General features: G+C 65.2%; 16 protein-coding genes. 9 read left to right on the forward strand and 7 right to left on the reverse strand.

Annotation, left to right across the window (positions count from 1 at the left end):
• Together ACFULT_RS23705 and ACFULT_RS23710 are read right to left on the reverse strand one after the other, a co-directional pair.
• Complete coding sequence (locus ACFULT_RS23705) at nt 1–1,431, reverse strand: condensation domain-containing protein (protein ID WP_378482713.1); 1,431 nt, start codon at nt 1,429–1,431, stop codon at nt 1–3.
• 17 nt (nt 1,432–1,448) lie between these two features.
• The gene (locus ACFULT_RS23710; RefSeq protein WP_378482714.1) at nt 1,449–2,888 is read right to left on the reverse strand and encodes a condensation domain-containing protein; all 1,440 of its coding nucleotides are present in this window, start codon (nt 2,886–2,888) and stop codon (nt 1,449–1,451) included.
• 769 nt (nt 2,889–3,657) lie between these two features.
• Between ACFULT_RS23710 and ACFULT_RS23715 the strand changes: the two genes are divergently transcribed.
• Nucleotides 3,658–4,824: a hypothetical protein gene (locus tag ACFULT_RS23715; RefSeq protein WP_378482715.1), complete on the forward strand. Its 1,167-nt coding sequence runs from the start codon at nt 3,658–3,660 to the stop codon at nt 4,822–4,824.
• Here ACFULT_RS23715 and ACFULT_RS23720 read toward each other — a convergent pair.
• A complete protein-coding gene (locus ACFULT_RS23720; RefSeq protein WP_378482716.1) occupies nt 4,809–6,107 on the reverse strand; it encodes a glycosyltransferase in 1,299 nt (432 codons plus the stop codon). The genes ACFULT_RS23715 and ACFULT_RS23720 overlap by 16 nt on opposite strands.
• Before the next feature lie 143 nt (nt 6,108–6,250).
• Between ACFULT_RS23720 and ACFULT_RS23725 the strand changes: the two genes are divergently transcribed.
• Nucleotides 6,251–7,645: a hypothetical protein gene (locus ACFULT_RS23725; RefSeq protein ID WP_378482717.1), complete on the forward strand. Its 1,395-nt coding sequence runs from the start codon at nt 6,251–6,253 to the stop codon at nt 7,643–7,645.
• Nucleotides 7,646–7,710: 65 nt separating this feature from the next.
• Nucleotides 7,711–8,157: a flavodoxin domain-containing protein gene (locus tag ACFULT_RS23730; protein WP_020112133.1), complete on the forward strand. Its 447-nt coding sequence runs from the start codon at nt 7,711–7,713 to the stop codon at nt 8,155–8,157.
• Here ACFULT_RS23730 and ACFULT_RS23735 read toward each other — a convergent pair.
• The 3 genes from ACFULT_RS23735 to ACFULT_RS23745 are packed head-to-tail and all read right to left on the reverse strand — an operon-like array spanning nt 8,143 to nt 10,818.
• On the reverse strand, nt 8,143–8,820 hold the full coding sequence (locus ACFULT_RS23735) for a Maf family protein (protein WP_378482718.1): 678 nt from the start codon (nt 8,818–8,820) through the stop codon (nt 8,143–8,145). The genes ACFULT_RS23730 and ACFULT_RS23735 overlap by 15 nt on opposite strands.
• A 28-nt stretch (nt 8,821–8,848) precedes the next feature.
• Nucleotides 8,849–9,139: an acyl-CoA carboxylase subunit epsilon gene (locus tag ACFULT_RS23740; RefSeq protein WP_037111176.1), complete on the reverse strand. Its 291-nt coding sequence runs from the start codon at nt 9,137–9,139 to the stop codon at nt 8,849–8,851.
• 38 nt (nt 9,140–9,177) lie between these two features.
• On the reverse strand, nt 9,178–10,818 hold the full coding sequence (locus tag ACFULT_RS23745) for an acyl-CoA carboxylase subunit beta (protein ID WP_037111174.1): 1,641 nt from the start codon (nt 10,816–10,818) through the stop codon (nt 9,178–9,180).
• Between the two features lie 116 nt (nt 10,819–10,934).
• Between ACFULT_RS23745 and ACFULT_RS23750 the strand changes: the two genes are divergently transcribed.
• From ACFULT_RS23750 to ACFULT_RS23765, 4 genes are all read left to right on the forward strand, one after another.
• Nucleotides 10,935–11,768 carry a biotin--[acetyl-CoA-carboxylase] ligase gene (locus tag ACFULT_RS23750; protein ID WP_378482719.1) on the forward strand — a complete coding sequence of 278 codons (834 nt, stop codon included), beginning with the start codon at nt 10,935–10,937 and terminating at the stop codon, nt 11,766–11,768.
• Between the two features lie 86 nt (nt 11,769–11,854).
• Complete coding sequence (locus tag ACFULT_RS23755; RefSeq protein ID WP_378482720.1) at nt 11,855–12,487, forward strand: PH domain-containing protein; 633 nt, start codon at nt 11,855–11,857, stop codon at nt 12,485–12,487.
• Between the two features lie 91 nt (nt 12,488–12,578).
• The gene (locus ACFULT_RS23760) at nt 12,579–13,259 is read left to right on the forward strand and encodes a response regulator transcription factor (RefSeq protein WP_019666142.1); all 681 of its coding nucleotides are present in this window, start codon (nt 12,579–12,581) and stop codon (nt 13,257–13,259) included.
• A gap of 24 nt (nt 13,260–13,283) precedes the next feature.
• Nucleotides 13,284–14,606 carry a HAMP domain-containing sensor histidine kinase gene (locus ACFULT_RS23765; RefSeq protein WP_037111167.1) on the forward strand — a complete coding sequence of 441 codons (1,323 nt, stop codon included), beginning with the start codon at nt 13,284–13,286 and terminating at the stop codon, nt 14,604–14,606.
• Between the two features lie 11 nt (nt 14,607–14,617).
• Here the strand turns inward: ACFULT_RS23765 and ACFULT_RS23770 are convergent, their stop codons facing one another.
• Nucleotides 14,618–15,181 (reverse strand): GtrA family protein, encoded by a 564-nt coding sequence (locus tag ACFULT_RS23770; protein WP_037111164.1) that lies wholly within the window; start codon nt 15,179–15,181, stop codon nt 14,618–14,620.
• A gap of 185 nt (nt 15,182–15,366) precedes the next feature.
• Here ACFULT_RS23770 and ACFULT_RS23775 point away from each other — a divergent pair, with 185 nt between their 5' ends.
• Nucleotides 15,367–16,566 (forward strand): 5-(carboxyamino)imidazole ribonucleotide synthase, encoded by a 1,200-nt coding sequence (locus ACFULT_RS23775; protein WP_255122643.1) that lies wholly within the window; start codon nt 15,367–15,369, stop codon nt 16,564–16,566.
• Nucleotides 16,548–17,075, forward strand: coding sequence for a 5-(carboxyamino)imidazole ribonucleotide mutase (gene purE / locus ACFULT_RS23780; RefSeq protein WP_019666138.1), 528 nt, complete (start codon nt 16,548–16,550; stop codon nt 17,073–17,075). Before ACFULT_RS23775 ends, purE begins: the two co-directional genes overlap by 19 nt.
• Nucleotides 17,076–17,095: the final 20 nt, after the last annotated feature.

Here is a 17,095-nt window from a genome sequence, read left to right on the forward strand (position 1 = left end):
TCAACCACCGACGACTTCGGCCACCCGTATCGCATAGTCGCCGTCACGGGCAACCGATTCCAGGATGTTCTGCAGGTGCGAGTGATAGCGCTCGACCGACTCGGCGGCGACGGGATTGTCGGGTACCTGCGCGCACAAGTACAGATGGTCCGCGTCGCGGTTGATCCACATCGACGCGTTGGACGTCCTGCCTTCACCGGTGAAGTGCTCACCCCGCGTGTCAGCCGGACGGCCGACACCGGGGAACCATCGAAAATCGATGTAGGACAGCATGTTCGGACTCACCGCCAGTTCACTGCCCAACGTTCCGTCGGCAGCCAGCGCGCCGAGGACGGCGTGAACGGGCACCGCTGCGATCTTCTTCGAAGCCTCGAATCCGGCGTGGGCTCCGACGGCGACCTCGGAGAAGGCACCGGCATCACCGACGGTGAACGCGACCGGCGCGAAGTTCACGAACCAGCCCTGCGATTGCGCGTAGTCACCGAGATGGCGCGTGCTGAGCACCGTGATACCGAAGTAGTCGGTGCGGCCGGCCAGTTCGAAATCGGCGATGCCGACGGCAGCGAACACGCCGCTGCTGATGCGTGCACCCGCAGCCTTGCACGCTCGGTCGAGCGCAGCCGTCGCGTCGGCGTCGAGTAGATGGCGTTCCACGATCCGTACCGGTCCGCGTTCGCCTTCCCCCAGCCCGAGTGGCAGAGGGAATCGCGGCATCTTGCCGTCGTTGTTCTGGAAAATGCTTCTCCACGCGGCGATCTCGGGGGCATCGGGGCCGTACGTCGCCGCGAGCGCACGCTCTGCGGTCGCGTACTCGAGGTGGCTGCCCGCCGCTGCAGGTGTGGGAGCGTCCTCACCGATCTCCACTGCGTACAGATCAGCGAGTTCGCTGATGACCAGCGCCTGCGAACCACCGTCGGTGAACGCGTGATCCGCACCGTAGTAGAGGGTGAAACCGTCGGAGCGATCGACGGCACCGACGACGAAACCCGGATACTCGAACGCGGTGGCTTCGGCGGAGAAACGGGCACGGACGTAACTCTGGAACTGCTCGTCGGTGTCGAAGCTGCCTGCATCCCTCGGTTCGAACTCGGCGACCGCGTTCGAGGCGAGGTGCCGCACGACCTGCGTGCCGTTCACCTCGAACCAGCACCGCAATCCTTCGTGCCGAAGCACGTAGGCAGCGATCGCCCGGGAGAGGGCATCCCGATCGAGCGCCCCGTCGATCTCGGTGGCGACTCCGGTATAGGCGTGGTGGACGTCACCGCGAGTGGCCGCTGCTGCGGCCGCGACCAGATGGTCTTCCTGCAGAAACGACGGCGGGGCCGGGTGAATCGGGGCTGCCAGCGCAGCGTCCGACGCCGCCCGACTGGGGTGCCACTCCACGAGAGTGCCCGGTCGAGGCGTCCAGTTGCTCAGCGCGGTGATGATCATCGATGTACCTCCCGGATCTATTCTCGCCCGGCTCCGACGGCGGCAACTGCAGAATCGAGGGTTTCCGTTGGTTCTTCGATCACAGCGGTCACCACGGAGACGAATTCGGTGATGAACCGGTGCACGTTGGTCGTCGACACGTCCGAGCTGGGGAATCGGGCCGAGATGTTCAGGCCTTGCAGGGTGCGGTTGATCCAGAAGTAGACCTCGTCCTCTGCGTGGCACTCGCTGCGCAGTGCGCGGCCCTTTCGTTCCTGCCATTCCTCGCCGTCCGGAAGGAACCTCAGGTCGATGTAGGAGACGACGAAGCGCGGGATCTCGGTGGAGGACATCAGGGATGCGATCTTGGAGTACGGCATCGCGGCGAGCCCCTTGTACTCGGTTGCCCCGACGTCGGCCCGTTCTATCGCCTCGGCGAAGGTCGCTGCATCGTCCAGTCGGATTTCCATCGGGAGAATCCCGACGTACCAGCCGACGCTCGCAGCCCATTTCTCCGCGTAGCGGGTGTGCATGGGCATGATCGTCCGGAACGTGCCGTTGCCCGTCAATCGTGAGTTGACCAGCGCGAGTGCCGCCAGAATCCCCGCCTGCATGTTCTGGCCGGCTGCACGGCATTTGGCATTGAACACCTCGACCTGCTCGGTGGTGAGCAACCAGGAAGACACGCTGCTCTGACGAGTGGCGAGATCGGTCGGCGCCGACGAGTTCTCCGCGCGCAACGGGAGCGGGAACGCCGGGAATCGGCCGTCCTCGGCAGCCAGGAAGCGATCCCAGGCCAGTACCGCGTCGTGGTCGGCGGTCAACGATTCACCCAGCTCACGTTCGGCTGCGGAGAAGTCCACGTAACTGCCCACCTCGGGGAGTCCGTGCTCGGCGCCGTCCAGAACATGTGCGTACAGGCGGTCGAACTCGTTGATCGCGTAGATCTGGCTGTACGCGTCCATCACCGAGTGGTCGGCGGCGAACGCGACGAGGAACTTGTCCTGCTGCGGGACGGAGGCGGCCACGTGCGGCTCGGGGACGACGGTCGCCAGAACGAAGTGCGGCCACGTCGTCGGCGAGACGACGTCGGCGAACCAGGATTCGAGATGCTCGAAGACCTGCGACTCGCTCCACGACGACGACTCGGCCCGATCATCGACCGTGACGGCGTCGGCCTCGACGCTGTAGCGCCTCCAGGCGCCGGTTCGGTCGTCGCGCTCGACGCGTGTACGGAACGCCTCGTGCCGTGCGATGTAGGCACCGATGGTCCGGCGCATGACCTCGACGTCGTAACGACGGTGGATCTCGAAGACGGTACCGATCCACGAACCGTCGTTGCCCCGGCTGCAGTGGTCCTCGTGAGTGAAGGAGATCCCCCGCGGATCCTCGCGCCACGCCTCGGAGGCGACGGCGGGGACCCACTCGGTCAGCTTGCCTGCGGGCAGCGGGTAGTCCGCCAATTCGGTGTATTCCATCGAAAGCATCCAATTCCGAGCTCGGCCAGCAGCTACTGGCAACATGGGTGACGATTCGTGAAGCCGGACTCGACAGGCACAGCGCACGCGCATGACGTGACACCGTGCTAGCCGTTTGTAACGCGCATTCCGTGGTTCTCGCGGATTGTGCATTCGGTATTGGTTTCGCTGACGACACTAAGGCGAATCGTTCGGTAATTCGCTACGCAAAAAAGTGTTGTTCATCACCTGGTCTCGAGTTGACGACAGTGTCGTTTTCTGTCGTCCGAGAACGTCACGTCCGGGTATTTTCTACTACCCGTTCGTAACCTGCTGGTCGGCAGCGCAGTTCGTCCGATTGCCCTGGCGAATGCGCTGATCACTGCTGCATGGTGCGACGACGTCGCTCTCTCGGTTTTCGGACTTTCGGGTCGGTATCCTTATGGCTTGCGCCACATCCTCGAAACCAACCAATCCGTACGAAGTCCTGTCTCGAATTCTTGAAATTCGATTTCCGACGCTGTTTCCCGGTGATTTCGACACTCTGTCGAACCTGCTCGGTCAATGGCTTTGTAGTAGATTTTCGCAGATGACCCGAATTGGATTTGCGGATCACCTATTCCTCCGAATGCATCATGGAATCGGTAATCCGGTGTTCAATCAGTTCGTGTGGCGGTTCGACAGCCCCGTAGAAGTCGCGGAGCTCGCAAAACTGCACGCGAACCTGTCTGCGGGATTGCTCTCGCGACGGGTACTTCCGCCTACCGTTCCCACGGCAAGGCACCGATGGGTGACCTCGAACACGTCGTTACCGCTGGACTACTCCACCAATTCGGTCCCGACGGATGCGGTTCGATGCTGGGCGGAACAGCGTATCTCCGTCGACATCGACCCGGAAGCGGGGATCGGATGGCAGCTGTCCGCAGCCCCGGTTGCAGACGGCGGCACGGTCGTGTCTCTGGTCTGCTCGCACATGGTTGCCGACGGCGCGGCTATGGTCGCCGCCGTCGAACGCGCATCCACTGGCGTCTCGGTGGGGGACTCGGCTCGTCTGGGTGACAAGCCGTCGCTGATCGACTCGATCGCGTCCGACATCACGGACACCGTGGGCCAGCTCCGGCCGATCGCGACGTGGCTCGCGGGAAAATCCGCCCAGGCTGTCACTTCCGTCGTCCGACGTACGGCTGACGAAGAACCGTCGTCAGCGGAAGCGCCGATCGCGCCCGACGCACCTAGCCGAACCGATGTGCCCGAGACGTCGGAGCCGTGGAGTCCGCCCTACGTCGTGGTCAGCTGCTCGGCGTCCGAGTGGACGGCGGCGGCCGAACAGTGGGGTGGTACGTCCAATTCGTTGTTCATCGCCGTCATGACGTCGGTGTCCGCTGCGCTGGGCCGCGCACGGCCTGGAGAAGAACTGCGGTGGTCGCTTCCCTTCAACGATCGGCGCTCGTCGGACGTCGATTCGAACTCCACGAAAATAATCGCCGTGCGAGTGCCCGTGCCGGATCCTGCCGACCGTGATCTCACTGGCATCCGGAAAGCGAGCAAAACTGCATTCCAGGAATTCTCCGCACGACAGGCTGTGGGCGCGGCCACCGGGCCGGTTCCGTTGGCCCTCGTCCAGATGTTGCCCGACGCGGTGGCGAGACGGTTGCCCGTCCCCGCGGACGGCGCCGAGGGACTGTGTTCCAACCTCGGTCGGCTCTCCGACGACTTTGTCTCCATCGGCGGAGTGCGAGCAACGAGAGTGTCTGCCAGAGCGACGTTCTCGGGAGCGGACGCCGAATTCGCACGACAGCTCGGCGGTGGTTCCACGGCCTGGGCGACCGAGACCGACGCTGCGATCACGATCAGCATGCACGGGATGGATCCGGACCGAATGGCGAGCGACGAGGACGTTCGAGAAGTGGTGTCCGAGGTTCTCGGCCGCTGGGGGATCGGTCACGAATTCTGGTGAACGGCACCTTCTATCAACCGCACGGCGGTGCGACGTGTGTCGGCCGGGGTTGTCATGGCCGAAGCCAATTGTCGTGCATGTGACGCGGTGTCGGGGCGCATCAACGTCTCGATGCCTGCGGCGAGAGTGTCCCGATCGAGTTCGACGAACTTCGCCGAGCACCCAGCGCCGGTTCTCGTCAGAGCGGCACCCCAGAACGGTTGATCCGCGCTGAACCAGCACACCATGGTCGGTAACCCCGCCCGAACGCTCGCGGCAGTCGTGCCCGCGCCGCCGTGGTGAACTGCCGCCCGACACAACGGAAACAAGGCGCCGTGGTCGACGGAGCCGGCGATGGCAACGCTGCTGTCGGCATCGACGCGTTCGTCGAGTGCGCTCCAACCCGAACTGACGATCGCCCGGTATCCACCGCGCGCGCAGACGTCCTCGATCATTCTCACCAACCCCGTCGGATCCCTGACCGGCATGCTGCCGAATCCGAAGTACACCGGCGCAGTCCCGGATTCGATCCAGGATCGAAGCGATGCGGGGATCGGATCGGCACCGAGAACTCCGGTGCTGCGCGACGATTCGCTTCCGCCCGGTTCGAGAAACCCGACGAACGGTCTCCTGTCCTCCCATTCCTGCCGGAGACCGGGGAAGAACGCGGAATCGTATGCTTGGATCTCGATCCCGCCGTACGACTCGATCCGTTCGGGGAGGGGGCGCGACGCATTCCCCAGTCCGAGGGCGCGGCGCTGAGTGTTCTCGCGCTTCTTCATCGAGTTCCACCGCATGGACTCGAGGATCCGCCACGTCGTTCGATTGACAACACCGGGCATCGTGCGCGACGGCACGACCGACATCGACCGGTTCGATCGGATGGGGCAATAATGCAATGCTGCGAAAGGAATGGATTGTGACTCAGCATAATTGAAGACCAATTCCTGGCCGAGGGTGCCGGCTATCGCCATGTCTGCGTGCGCACCCATCAGCAGCACGCTCTCGGCCATGTCGTCCCATCCGAAATTGGCCAGTTCCGCCAACGCGGCCCACCGCGTTCGAAGATTCTTCGACTTGATTCGGGTGCGCACCAGATCCGACTCCAGAAGCGCTCGGGTATCCGGACCGAACGGCACCACGGACACGGACGCATGGTCCGCCGTTGCTGCCTCGGCGAACGCGACGAGGTTGGGAGGTGCGCCGAAGGTGACATCGTGCCCACGAGCGGACAGCTCGGACGCCACGACCAGGCCTGGTTGGACGTCCCCACGGCTGCCTGTGAACGGCATCACGAACTTCATTTCCGCCCTCCTCGGCCGCGTCCTCGCACGCAGAACTGAAACCTACCGCACGAGTGGTGAACGTCGCGTAACACGCACGGGCGCAATGGTGTTTCGAACCACGCGGGTGTTTCCAACCACGCGTTCTCCGATACCCTTTCTCGGTGACCAGATTGACGTACGACGACGACCTGTTCCTCCGGATGGAGTGCGTCCTCGACGTTCCCGTCGTCAATCAGATCGTCTGGCGCTTCACAGGTCCGATCGACTCCGAGGTACTGGACTCGACGTGGCGGAACCTCGCAGGCGGACCGATCGATCGAGCCGTACACCGAGTGTCGGTTCCGGGTGCACGAGACCGATGGGTGCGGGCCGAGTCGACACTGCCCCTACTCCGAGGCGCGCGAGCCATTCCCGCGCACGCGCTCGCCGAGTGGATGGAAGAGCGCGCGACGGTCGCTCTCGACCCCACGAGCGGACCGGTGTGGCAACTCGCGTACACGGACCTCGAGAACGGAGGGTCCGCGCTGTCTCTCGTCGCCTCCCACGTGGTCGGTGACGGTGGCGCCCTGACGTCTGCAGCCATCGCAGCGCTGAGAGGACCCTCTGATCCCGACGACTTCGCCTCGGCATTCGACACCGCACCCACCTCCGACCTCCGCGATGCTGCCGGGCAACTCCGGGCCGCGGCGTCCGGCACCGCCAGAGCACTCGGCCGAACCGTGCGCGGCGTGCTTCCGGGTGCGAGCACCCCGTCCGCCTCGAAGGCGGGTACGCAGGCTGTGGTGGACAAGCAGGCTGTGGTGGACAAGCCGGCTGTGGTCGACAAGCAGCGAGCAGGCAAGCTACCTGTGGCAGCACGGACAACGGGGGAGTTCTCTCCCAGCACCGTCGTCGTGGATTGCCCGACGGACGAATGGGTGGCCGCAGCGTCGAGGGCCGGGGGTAGCGCCAACAGTCTGTTGGTGGCCGTCGCCCTGGGCATTCTGACGGCCGGTGGCCGCGTGAAGGAGTCGGATGCAGTCAAGGTGTCTCTTCCGGTGAGCACGCGCATTCCGGGCGACACCCGTGCCAACGCGACGTCCGGGGTGTCGATCGTCGTGGACGGAGGCAGGGGCTACCTCGACGATCTCCGGCCCATTCGCCGGGACAGCAAGGCGGCGTTCCAAGCGCTCGCCGACGCCACCCGGTCCACCACGTTCGAGCTCACGAAGCCGCTGATGCAGATGTTGCCCGACGCCGTCGTCGCGCGCGCAGCCAAGTCGGCAACCGCACCGCTGTGCCTCTGCTCCAACCTGGGTGCACGCGGAGGCGCTCTGCGTTCGGTGGGCGGAGCCGTGGCGGAGTCGGTCGCGATGCGCTCGATCACGCAGAACACCACGGCGGAGTTGCTGCGGCGTACCAAGGGCGGCGTCAGTGTCTGGTGGAACACGTGCGGCGAGACGGCGACGCTCTCTGTGACCGGTCTGGACCCGGACCTGTACCCCGGCCGGGAACATCTGAAGAAACTGATCGCCGACGAGTACACCAGGTGGCAGCTGACGCCCACTTTCTGGTGAGGCTATGCTTATCCACCGATTCCGCACCTTTTCGGTGCAGCGCTACGGACGAAGGGGAAGTGAACATGGCAGTAGTCGTGTTGTTCGGTTCGGAGACCGGTACCGCCGAGGAAGTGGCAGACAAGATCGCCGACATCCTGGTGGACCACGACGCCGAGGTGCGCGACATGCTCGAGTACGAGGTCTCGGAGATCGACACCGACGCCTTCCACGTCATCATCTGCTCCACCTACGGTGACGGCGAGCTGCCCACGGGAGCCGAGCCCTTCTACGACGCACTCGTCGAGGACGCACCGGACCTGTCCGGGCTCAAGTTCGCGCTGTTCGGCCTCGGCGACCGAATCTACGAGGACACGTTCAACCGTGGCGGCGAGATCATCGCAGAGAAGCTCGTGGAACTGGGTGCGGTGCAGGTGCACGAGCATGCACGCCACGACAGCTCGTCCAACATCAAGCCGAAAGCTCTGGCCGAGGAGTGGGCTCGCGAACTCACCGGACTACTGCCGGGCTGACCACACATCGGACATCGATACGCCGACCTCGTTCAGCAATCGCCGAACGAGGGGCAGGCCGATGCCGATGACGCTGGACGGGTCACCCTCGATGCGGTCGACGAACCACCCACCGAGACCGTCCAGCGTGAAGGACCCCGCGACCTCCAGAGGTTCCCCCGACGCCAGATACGTCTCCAGGTCGGCCTCCGACGGTGTCGCGAAGTGAACAGTCGTCGAATGGCACGCACCGACCACCGCCGTCGTTTGGCCGTGGCGGACGCGAACGACCGAGTGGCCGGTCAGGAGCTCGCCGGACGTCCCGGCCATGGTTTGCCAGCGTCGACGGGCGACGTCGACCGTGTGCGGTTTGCCCTGGAGGTCCCCGCCGATCGACAGCATCGAATCACAACCGACAACCACAGCGTCGATCAGAGCAGCGTCGTTCAGAGCAGTGTCAATCTGGGCTGTATCGGGGCCTGAAGCGCTCAGGCCGTTCACGACTGCCTCTGCCTTGGCGCGAGCCAGCGCCACGACGACGTCCTCGGGGGACGCCGATTCACCGAGTGACGCCGTCAATGCATCCTCGTCGACGCCGGACACCCGAACGACGGGCTCGACGCCCGCGGCTCGGAGGACTCCCAACCGAGCCGGCGACGCCGAAGCAAGAACGAACGTTGTCATTGTGTGTCCACGCCCCGAGGCACGTGCCTCAGTAGCGGCGCGACGCAGCGAACGAGTACGGCGAGAACGGCGCGAACGTGCGGTGCATGGTGACGGGAGATCCCCACAACTCGGCCGGACGCGTATCCGCGGGTGCCGACGCCGAGCCCTGCGCCGCAGTCAGAACCGCGACCAACGCAGCGATCTCCTCGTCGGAAGGATCGCCCTTGACGATACGGATCGCCGACGCCGCGGCAGCTGCTCCGTCGGCGCCGAGGTCGGCGGACTCGATCAGCTCGTCGGCGACGGTCAGATCTGTTTCGCGTGCGGGTGCACTCATCTATGCAAGCTCACTTCCGGTGGTCGTAGTAAGACGTGTCAGAGAGGAATGTTGCCGTGCTTCTTCGGGGGCAGGGTGACTTGTTTGCGTTCGAGGAGGCGTAGCGCGGAGACGATCTGTCCGCGGGTGTGGCTCGGCGGGATGACGGCGTCGAGGTAACCACGTTCGGCGGCGACGTACGGGTTGACGAGGGTGTCTTCGTACTCCTGCTGCAACTTCAAGCGCAGTGCGTCGACGTCTTCACCGTTCTTGGCGGCTTCGAGAAGTTGCTTGCGGTAGACGAATCCGACGGCTCCGGAGGCGCCCATGACGGCGATCTGCGCGGTCGGCCAGGCGAGGTTGACGTCGGCGCCCATGTGCTTGGAGCCCATGACGTCGTACGCGCCGCCGTAGGCTTTGCGGGTGATGACGGTGATCTTCCCGACGGTCGCTTCACCGTAGGCGTAGAGCAGTTTCGCGCCGCGGCGGATGATGCCGTTGAACTCCTGACCGGTGCCAGGCAGGAAGCCGGGGACGTCGACGAGGGTGATGATGGGGACGTTGAACGCATCGCACGTGCGGACGAAGCGTGCGGCTTTCTCGGAGGCGTCGATGTCCAACGTGCCGGCGAACTGGGTGGGCTGGTTGGCGACGATGCCCACCGAGCGGCCGTCGACGCGTCCGTAGCCGACGATGATGTTGCGGGCGCGGCCTTCCTGGACTTCGAGGAATTCGTCGTCGTCGAGGATGCGGCGGATGACCTCGTGCATGTCGTACGGAGTGTTCGGTGAATCCGGGATGAGGGTGTCGAGTTCGAGGTCCTCGGCGGTGAGGTTGTCCTCGATGGCGCCGTCGATCGGATCCGACGGGATCGTGCGTGGTGCATCCGCGCGGTTGTTGGACGGCAGGTAGCCGAGGAGGTCGCGGACGTAGTCGAGGGCGTCCTGCTCGCCGGAGGCGACGTAGTGCGCGACGCCGGATTTCTCCATGTGGGTGTGGGCGCCGCCGAGTTCTTCCATGGTGACGTTTTCGCCGGTGACGGTTTTGATGACGTCGGGTCCGGTGACGAACATCTGGGAGGTGCCGTCGACCATGACGACGAAGTCGGTCAGGGCTGGGGAGTAGACGTGTCCGCCTGCGGCGGGTCCCATGATCAGGGAGATCTGGGGGATGACGCCGGAGGCTTGGACGTTGCGGTGGAAGATTTCGCCGTAGAGGCCGAGGGAGACGACGCCTTCTTGGATGCGAGCGCCTGCGCCTTCGTTGATGCCGATGAGGGGGCGTCCGGTCTTGAGGGCGAGGTCCATGACCTTGACGATTTTCTCGCCGTAGATTTCGCCGAGGGAGCCGCCGAAGACGGTGGCGTCCTGGGAGAAGATGCAGACGTCGCGTCCGTCGATGGTGCCGTAGCCGGTGACGACGCCGTCGCCGTAGGGGCGGTTGTCGGCGAGGCCGAAGTTCTGGGAGCGGTGGCGGGCGAGGGCGTCCATTTCGACGAAGGAACCTTCGTCGAGCAGTGCGGTGATGCGTTCGCGGGCGGTGAGCTTGCCTTTGGCGTGCACCTTCTCGATTGCGGCGGCGCCTGACGGTGCCATCGCGGCCTCGCGGCGGCTACGGAGTTCGGCGAGCTTGCCTGCCGTCGTGTGAATGTCGGGCTTGGCGTCCGTACCCTGCGCAGTCGAATCCTGAACACTGGTCATGGGGAAACACTTTAACCACGGGTGTGACGGGAGCCCTACCGAGGGCCACGTACCGGTTGGTAGCAGGAGTCGGCGCCACCGGCCATCGAACCGGTGAGCCCATATGCTCTTGAGTCATGTGGACCAACCTCGATCGCCCCCCGCTCGACACTGCCGCTCTTCGACGGGCACTCGTCGACGGACCACAAGCCTCCTGGTCCAGGCTCGATGTGGTCGAGCAGACCGGTTCGACCAACGCCGACCTCATTGCTCGGGTACACGGCCTCGCCGACCGGACTGCCCTCGTCGCCGAGCAACAGGACAGCGGGCGCGGACGACACTCACGGCCTTTCGTGGGTCCACCGAGATCACAACTTCTGTTCTCGGTTCTCGTCAAGTTTCCAGGCATCGATCCGGCGGTTCTCGGATGGCTTCCGCTGCTAGCCGGTGTGGCCGTGGTCGATTCGCTCCGCACTGTTGCCGCCGTGGACGCGGCACTGAAGTGGCCGAACGACGTACTCATCGAGGGCCGTAAGGTCGCGGGCATCCTCGCCGAGGTGGCCGAGCACGGCCCCAACCCCTCTGTCGTCGTCGGAATCGGCCTCAACGTCACCATGACCGAAAGTGAACTGCCGGTCCCGACGGCAACGTCGCTCGCGTTGGAAAACGCCGCCGTCATCGACCGCAGCACGCTGCTGCGGTCGATACTCCGAGCGATCGGCGTTGAGATCGACTCCTGGCGCAACTCCAACTGGAACACCGAACACCTGGCCCACCGCTACCGCGAGCGGTGCGACACAATCGGCCGCCGCGTGCGCGTCGAGCTGCCGGGAGACCGCCAGATGGTCGGCGAGGCGACCGACGTCGACGATCAGGGCCGGATCGTCGTTCGCACCGACGACGCCGACACCGGAACCGTCGCGGTCGCTGCCGGCGACGTCACTCATCTACGAGCTGTCGACACCGACTGACCCCTCGAACGGCTTCCGATCGGCCACCGATCGGCAGCGCGGTCGTGGCAGGATCACGGCGGAACCGGAGAAGGAGAGCGATCCGCATGGGCTATCCGCAGGATGCGTTGGCAGACGAAGAAGAGCTGCTACTGCACCACCACCCTCACTGGAAGATGCTCGTCCTTCCGGCGGCGACCTTTATCGTCGTCACCGCCCTGGCCGGATTCGGGATCGGAGTGGCCTCCGCTCGAATGGACGGCACAGCGTCGACGACGGCGGTCATCGTCGTCGCCGTGGTGTGGGCAGCCCTGGTCGCGTGGCGCTGCGTCGCTCCGTTGATCAGCTGGAAATGCACGCACTTCATCGTCACCGACCGTCGCGTGCTCATTCGACAGGGTGTCATCACGCACTCGGGCATCGACATCCCGATGAGCCGCATCAGCAATGTCCAGTTCCGGCACGGACTGGTCGACCGGATGCTCGGCACGGGCACGCTCATCATCGCGTCGGCGTCCGACGATCCGCTCGAGTTCGACGACATTCCACGGGTGCAGCGGGTGCACTCGCTGCTCTACCAACAGGTGTTCGACTCCCTGGAATTTCGGCGGTCCGGGGAGTATCGATCGGGGGAATACCGCAGTTCCGGCGATATCGACGGAGACGAGCTCGGCCACGAGGTGGACGGTCCGTCGCCGGACAGTGCCAGGCCCGGTTGGCGGGCCGGTCGGCGTCGATGACGGTGTCCGCGCGACGGTAGCGGTTCCGCGGAACCCGGGTGCGGGCCGGTAAATACATCATTCTCACAGTTTCCGGCCGTACGCTCACCGAGTGACCGATGTGCTCCTTGCCGAAGACGACGAAGCTATTGCCGCGCCACTGTCCCGCGCCCTCGGCCGCGAGGGGTACACGGTGACGGTCGAACAGACGGGCCCCGCTGCTCTTCAGCGTGCTCTCGACGGCAACTACGACCTCCTGATTCTGGACCTCGGCCTTCCCGGGATGGACGGTCTCGAGGTCTGCCGGCAGGTACGCGCCAACAGCTCGGATCTGGCGGTGTTGATGCTCACCGCACGCACCGACGAGGTGGATTTCGTCGTCGGGCTCGACGCGGGCGCCGACGACTACGTCGGCAAGCCGTTCCGGTTGGCAGAGCTCATGGCGCGGGTACGTGCGCTGCTGCGCCGACGAGGAACCGGCGAAGACGGGCCGATCGAGGTAGGCGACATCAGGCTCGAGCCCGCTGCTCGACGCGTGCTCGTCGGCGGCAACGAGATCTCGCTCGCCAACAAGGAATACGAGCTGCTCAAGGTGCTCCTCGAACATGCGGGGCAGGTCGTTCCCCGCGAGACCATTCTGCGTGAGGTGTGGGGTGACGCCGAACTGCGCGGTTCGAAGACACTCGACATGCACATGTCGTGGCTTCGCCGAAAGATCGGTGACGAAGGTTCGGTCGCCGAGCGCCGCATCGCGACGGTGCGTGGAGTCGGGTTCCGGATCAACAGCGACTAGTAGAAAAGCAGAGCAGCCGACACGATGCGTCGTCGCATTCTCCAATCCATTCTCGCCGTGGTCATTCTCACGGCGCTCCTGCTCGGCCTTCCGCTCATGTACACCGCGTGGCTGTGGGTCGAGGATTTCACTCGCGACGACCTGCAGCGTCGACTCGATCGAATGGCGTCGGAGATCCTCTCCCAGGAGGGTGAAGCGGGAATGGTGATCGGCGACCTGGACATCGGGTCGCTACGGCTGGCCATTCCGCAGTCCGGGCGCCTCGTCGTGGTGTTCCCGACCCCGCAGGATGCCGCGTCGCGTGTCGACATCGGCGAACCTTTCGTATCACGTCCGCTGGTCGAGTCCTTGTCGATGGGGACGTCGGGCTCACTACGGCTCGAGGTGCCGTCCGACGACATGCGGACATTGCAGCGGCAGGCGGTAGGAGCCGTCGGGCTGGTGGTGCTGGCCTCGATCCTCGCGGGCACGGCCATCGCGGTCCTCACCGCGAAACGGCTCGCCGACCCACTGCAGGACGTGGCGCGCCGAGCCGCCCGACTCGCGGAGGGCGATTTCAGACCGGATCCCACCCGGCACGGAATCGCCGAACTCGACCGAGTGTCCGAGGTGCTCGACTCCGCGACGGTGGAGATCTCCGGACGCTTGCAGCGTGAGCACTCCCTCGTGGCCGACGTGTCGCATCAGCTGCGAAGTCGGCTCACCGCCGTCCGCCTGCGCCTCGACGAATTGTCGGTCCACCCGGACCCGGACGTCGTTCAGGAGGCGGACGAGGCGATGGCCCAGGTGGACCGACTGACACTGGCGATCGACGAATTGGTCCGGTCGTCGCGTAGCGACGGTTCGGCCGGAGCCGAGGAAGTTCCCGTGATCGCCGAGCTGACCGGTCTCGTCGCGGAATGGCAGCGCAATTTCGAGGACGCCGGGCGTGAGCTGGTTCTGCGAGGTGACGTGGGTGTGACGGCGTCGGTGACCGGATCGCGGCTGCGAGAAGCGGTGTCCGTGCTGGTCGACAACGCGCTGTCGCACGGCGGCGGTACGTGCACGGTGGCCGTTCGGCTCGTGCCCGCGGTGGACACCGCGGAGCGACGACGGGAAGCTCTCGCTTGTGTGGAGGTGTCCGACGAGGGGGACGGCGTCAGCAACGACATGGCGCCGCACATCTTCGACCGCGGATTCTCCGGTGCGGGATCCACCGGCGTCGGGCTCGCGCTCGCTCGGGCATTGGTGGAGGCCGACGGTGGTCGATTGGAACTGCAGCGTCGACGCCCCGCGATGTTCTCGGTGTTCCTGCCGGCTTCGCGGGATCAGAGCATGGGAGCGCCCCGCACTCGCGAGCCGCGGTAGCCGGCGGGAAGTCAGCTGTGGCCGAGTTGTTCCTCGGCGGCTTCTTCCTCGGTGGGGTCGAAATCGGTGGATCCAGCGGCTGCTCCGCGCGCGTTCTCTTCCGGGAAGGCGAACTTGCGCAGGGCCCAGAATCGGAACGCCATCTGCATCAGGTTGCCGATGATGTAGTTCAGCACGAAGTCGACGATCACCAGCATGGTGAGGCTGGTGTGGCCTTCACGGATGTCGAACAGGTTGTTGGCGATGAACAGAGGCGCCGCGGCAAGAATCACGCCGATGCCACTGATCGTGAAGAACAGGAGTGCCTCGTGGTGCCGTTCGCGTCCGCCTCGGTTCTTGAACGCCCACTCACGGTTGAGGATGTAGCTCAGGATCGTCGCCATCACACCGGAGATGACCTTGGCCACCACCGGCTTGGGTTCGAGCACCGTGAGGCTGAGCGAGTAGAAGATGGCGAGGTCGAACACCATCGTCGTGCCGCCGACGATGGCAAATTTGATCAGTTCGCTGTGACGAATCGCCAGCTCCCGAATTGGACCGGGGAGGCGGTGAATCACACTGTCGATCGAGGGCACAACGGAGAAGTCTACGAAACGACACCTCGATTTCACGAACCGGCGCGCAGATCATCAGACTTCTCTCAGGCCAACGACGGTCGAATCCGCCTCACATGACACGATAGGAAGCCGTGACCGGTCCACATTTCCCCTCCGACGCGGCGAACCCGCGTCCCAGTACTCCGCGTCCGTCCACCAACGGAATGCCTGTCGTGGCGATGATCGGTGGCGGCCAGCTCGCGAGGATGACCCACCAGGCAGCCGTTGCGCTCGGACAGACGCTTCGAGTGCTGTCCGCCGGTGCCGACGAGCCCGCTGCACAGGTCAGTGCGGACGTGGTGCTCGGACACCACGACGACCTCGACGCGCTCAGGGCCGCTGCAACGGGATCGAACGCGGTGACGTTCGATCACGAGCATGTGCCCACCGAGCACTTGGAGACTCTCGTCGCCGAGGGTGTCAACGTGCAGCCACCGCCGTCGGCGTTGATCTACGCGCAGGACAAGCTGAAGATGCGCCGCAAGCTCGCTGATCTCGGCATCCCGAGCCCCGAGTTCGCGGAGGTGACCTGGGCCGGCGACGTGACCGAGTTCGGCGAAGAACACGGCTGGCCCGTCGTGGTCAAGGCAATTCGGGGTGGATACGACGGCCGAGGCGTGTGGATGCCAGCCGACGCCGAGGAAGCCGAGGAGATCGTCGGTCGACAGCTCGATCTCGGCGTGCCCCTGATGGTCGAGACCAAGGTCGATCTGCGCCGCGAGCTGTCCGCGATGGTCGGGCGCTCGCCGTTCGGCCAGGGTGCGTCGTGGCCCGTCGTCGAGACGGTTCAGCGACACGGACAGTGCGCCGTGGTTATCGCGCCCGCGCCAGGTCTCGACGAGGACACTGCCATCGACGCCGAGCGCATGGCTCTGGGCCTTGCCGCAGAACTTGGTGTAGTCGGATCCATGGCGGTGGAACTCTTCGAGACGACGGACGGGCGCATCCTCGTCAACGAGCTCGCGATGCGTCCGCACAACTCGGGGCACTGGACCATGGACGGCTGCCGGACCTCGCAGTTCGAGCAGCACCTGCGAGCCGTTCTCGACTATCCGCTCGGCGACACGTCGCCCGTGGCGCCGGTGACGGTGATGGCGAACATCCTCGGCGCACCCGAGGCGCCCACGATGAGCATGGACGAGCGGCTGCATCACCTGTTCGCCCGGATGCCCGACGCCAAGGTGCACCTCTACGGCAAAGGCGAACGCAAGGATCGCAAGATCGGCCACGTCAACGTGCTCGGCGCGGCAGGCGGACGCGCCGACGACGCAGCCTATGTGGCCGCGATCAGAGAAAAGGCAGAGCGTGCCGCGCATTGGATGTCGCACGCGGAATGGACCGACGGATGGGATCCGCACGCATGAGCGACAATTCGACGGGCCCTCAGGTCGGCCTGATCATGGGAAGCGACTCGGATTGGCCGACCATGGAGGCCGCGGCGGAAGCCCTCGCAGAATTCGGTGTCCGCTTCGAGGTCGGCGTCATCTCCGCGCATCGCACTCCGCAACGCATGATCGACTACGCGAACACTGCCGCCGAACGCGGACTGAAGGTGATCATCGCGGGAGCCGGGGGAGCTGCTCACCTTCCCGGCATGGTGGCGTCGGCGACGCCGTTGCCGGTCGTGGGCGTTCCGGTGCCGTTGAAGTATCTCGACGGCATGGATTCGTTGCTGTCCATCGTGCAGATGCCGGCAGGTGTTCCGGTGGCGACGGTGTCCATCGGCGGTGCGCGTAACGCCGGCCTGCTCGCCGTACGCATCCTCGGTGCATCCGACGCTGCTCTCCGTGAGCGGATGGCCTCGTTCCAGGCCGGGCTCGAGCGGATGGTCGAGGACAAGGACGCCGCACTGCGCGCCAAGCTGCTGGGATAGTGCCGCTTTCGCTCCGGGCG

It is taken from the genome of Rhodococcus sp. NPDC057297 (assembly GCF_042667435.1).
GTDB lineage: Bacteria > Actinomycetota > Actinomycetes > Mycobacteriales > Mycobacteriaceae > Rhodococcoides.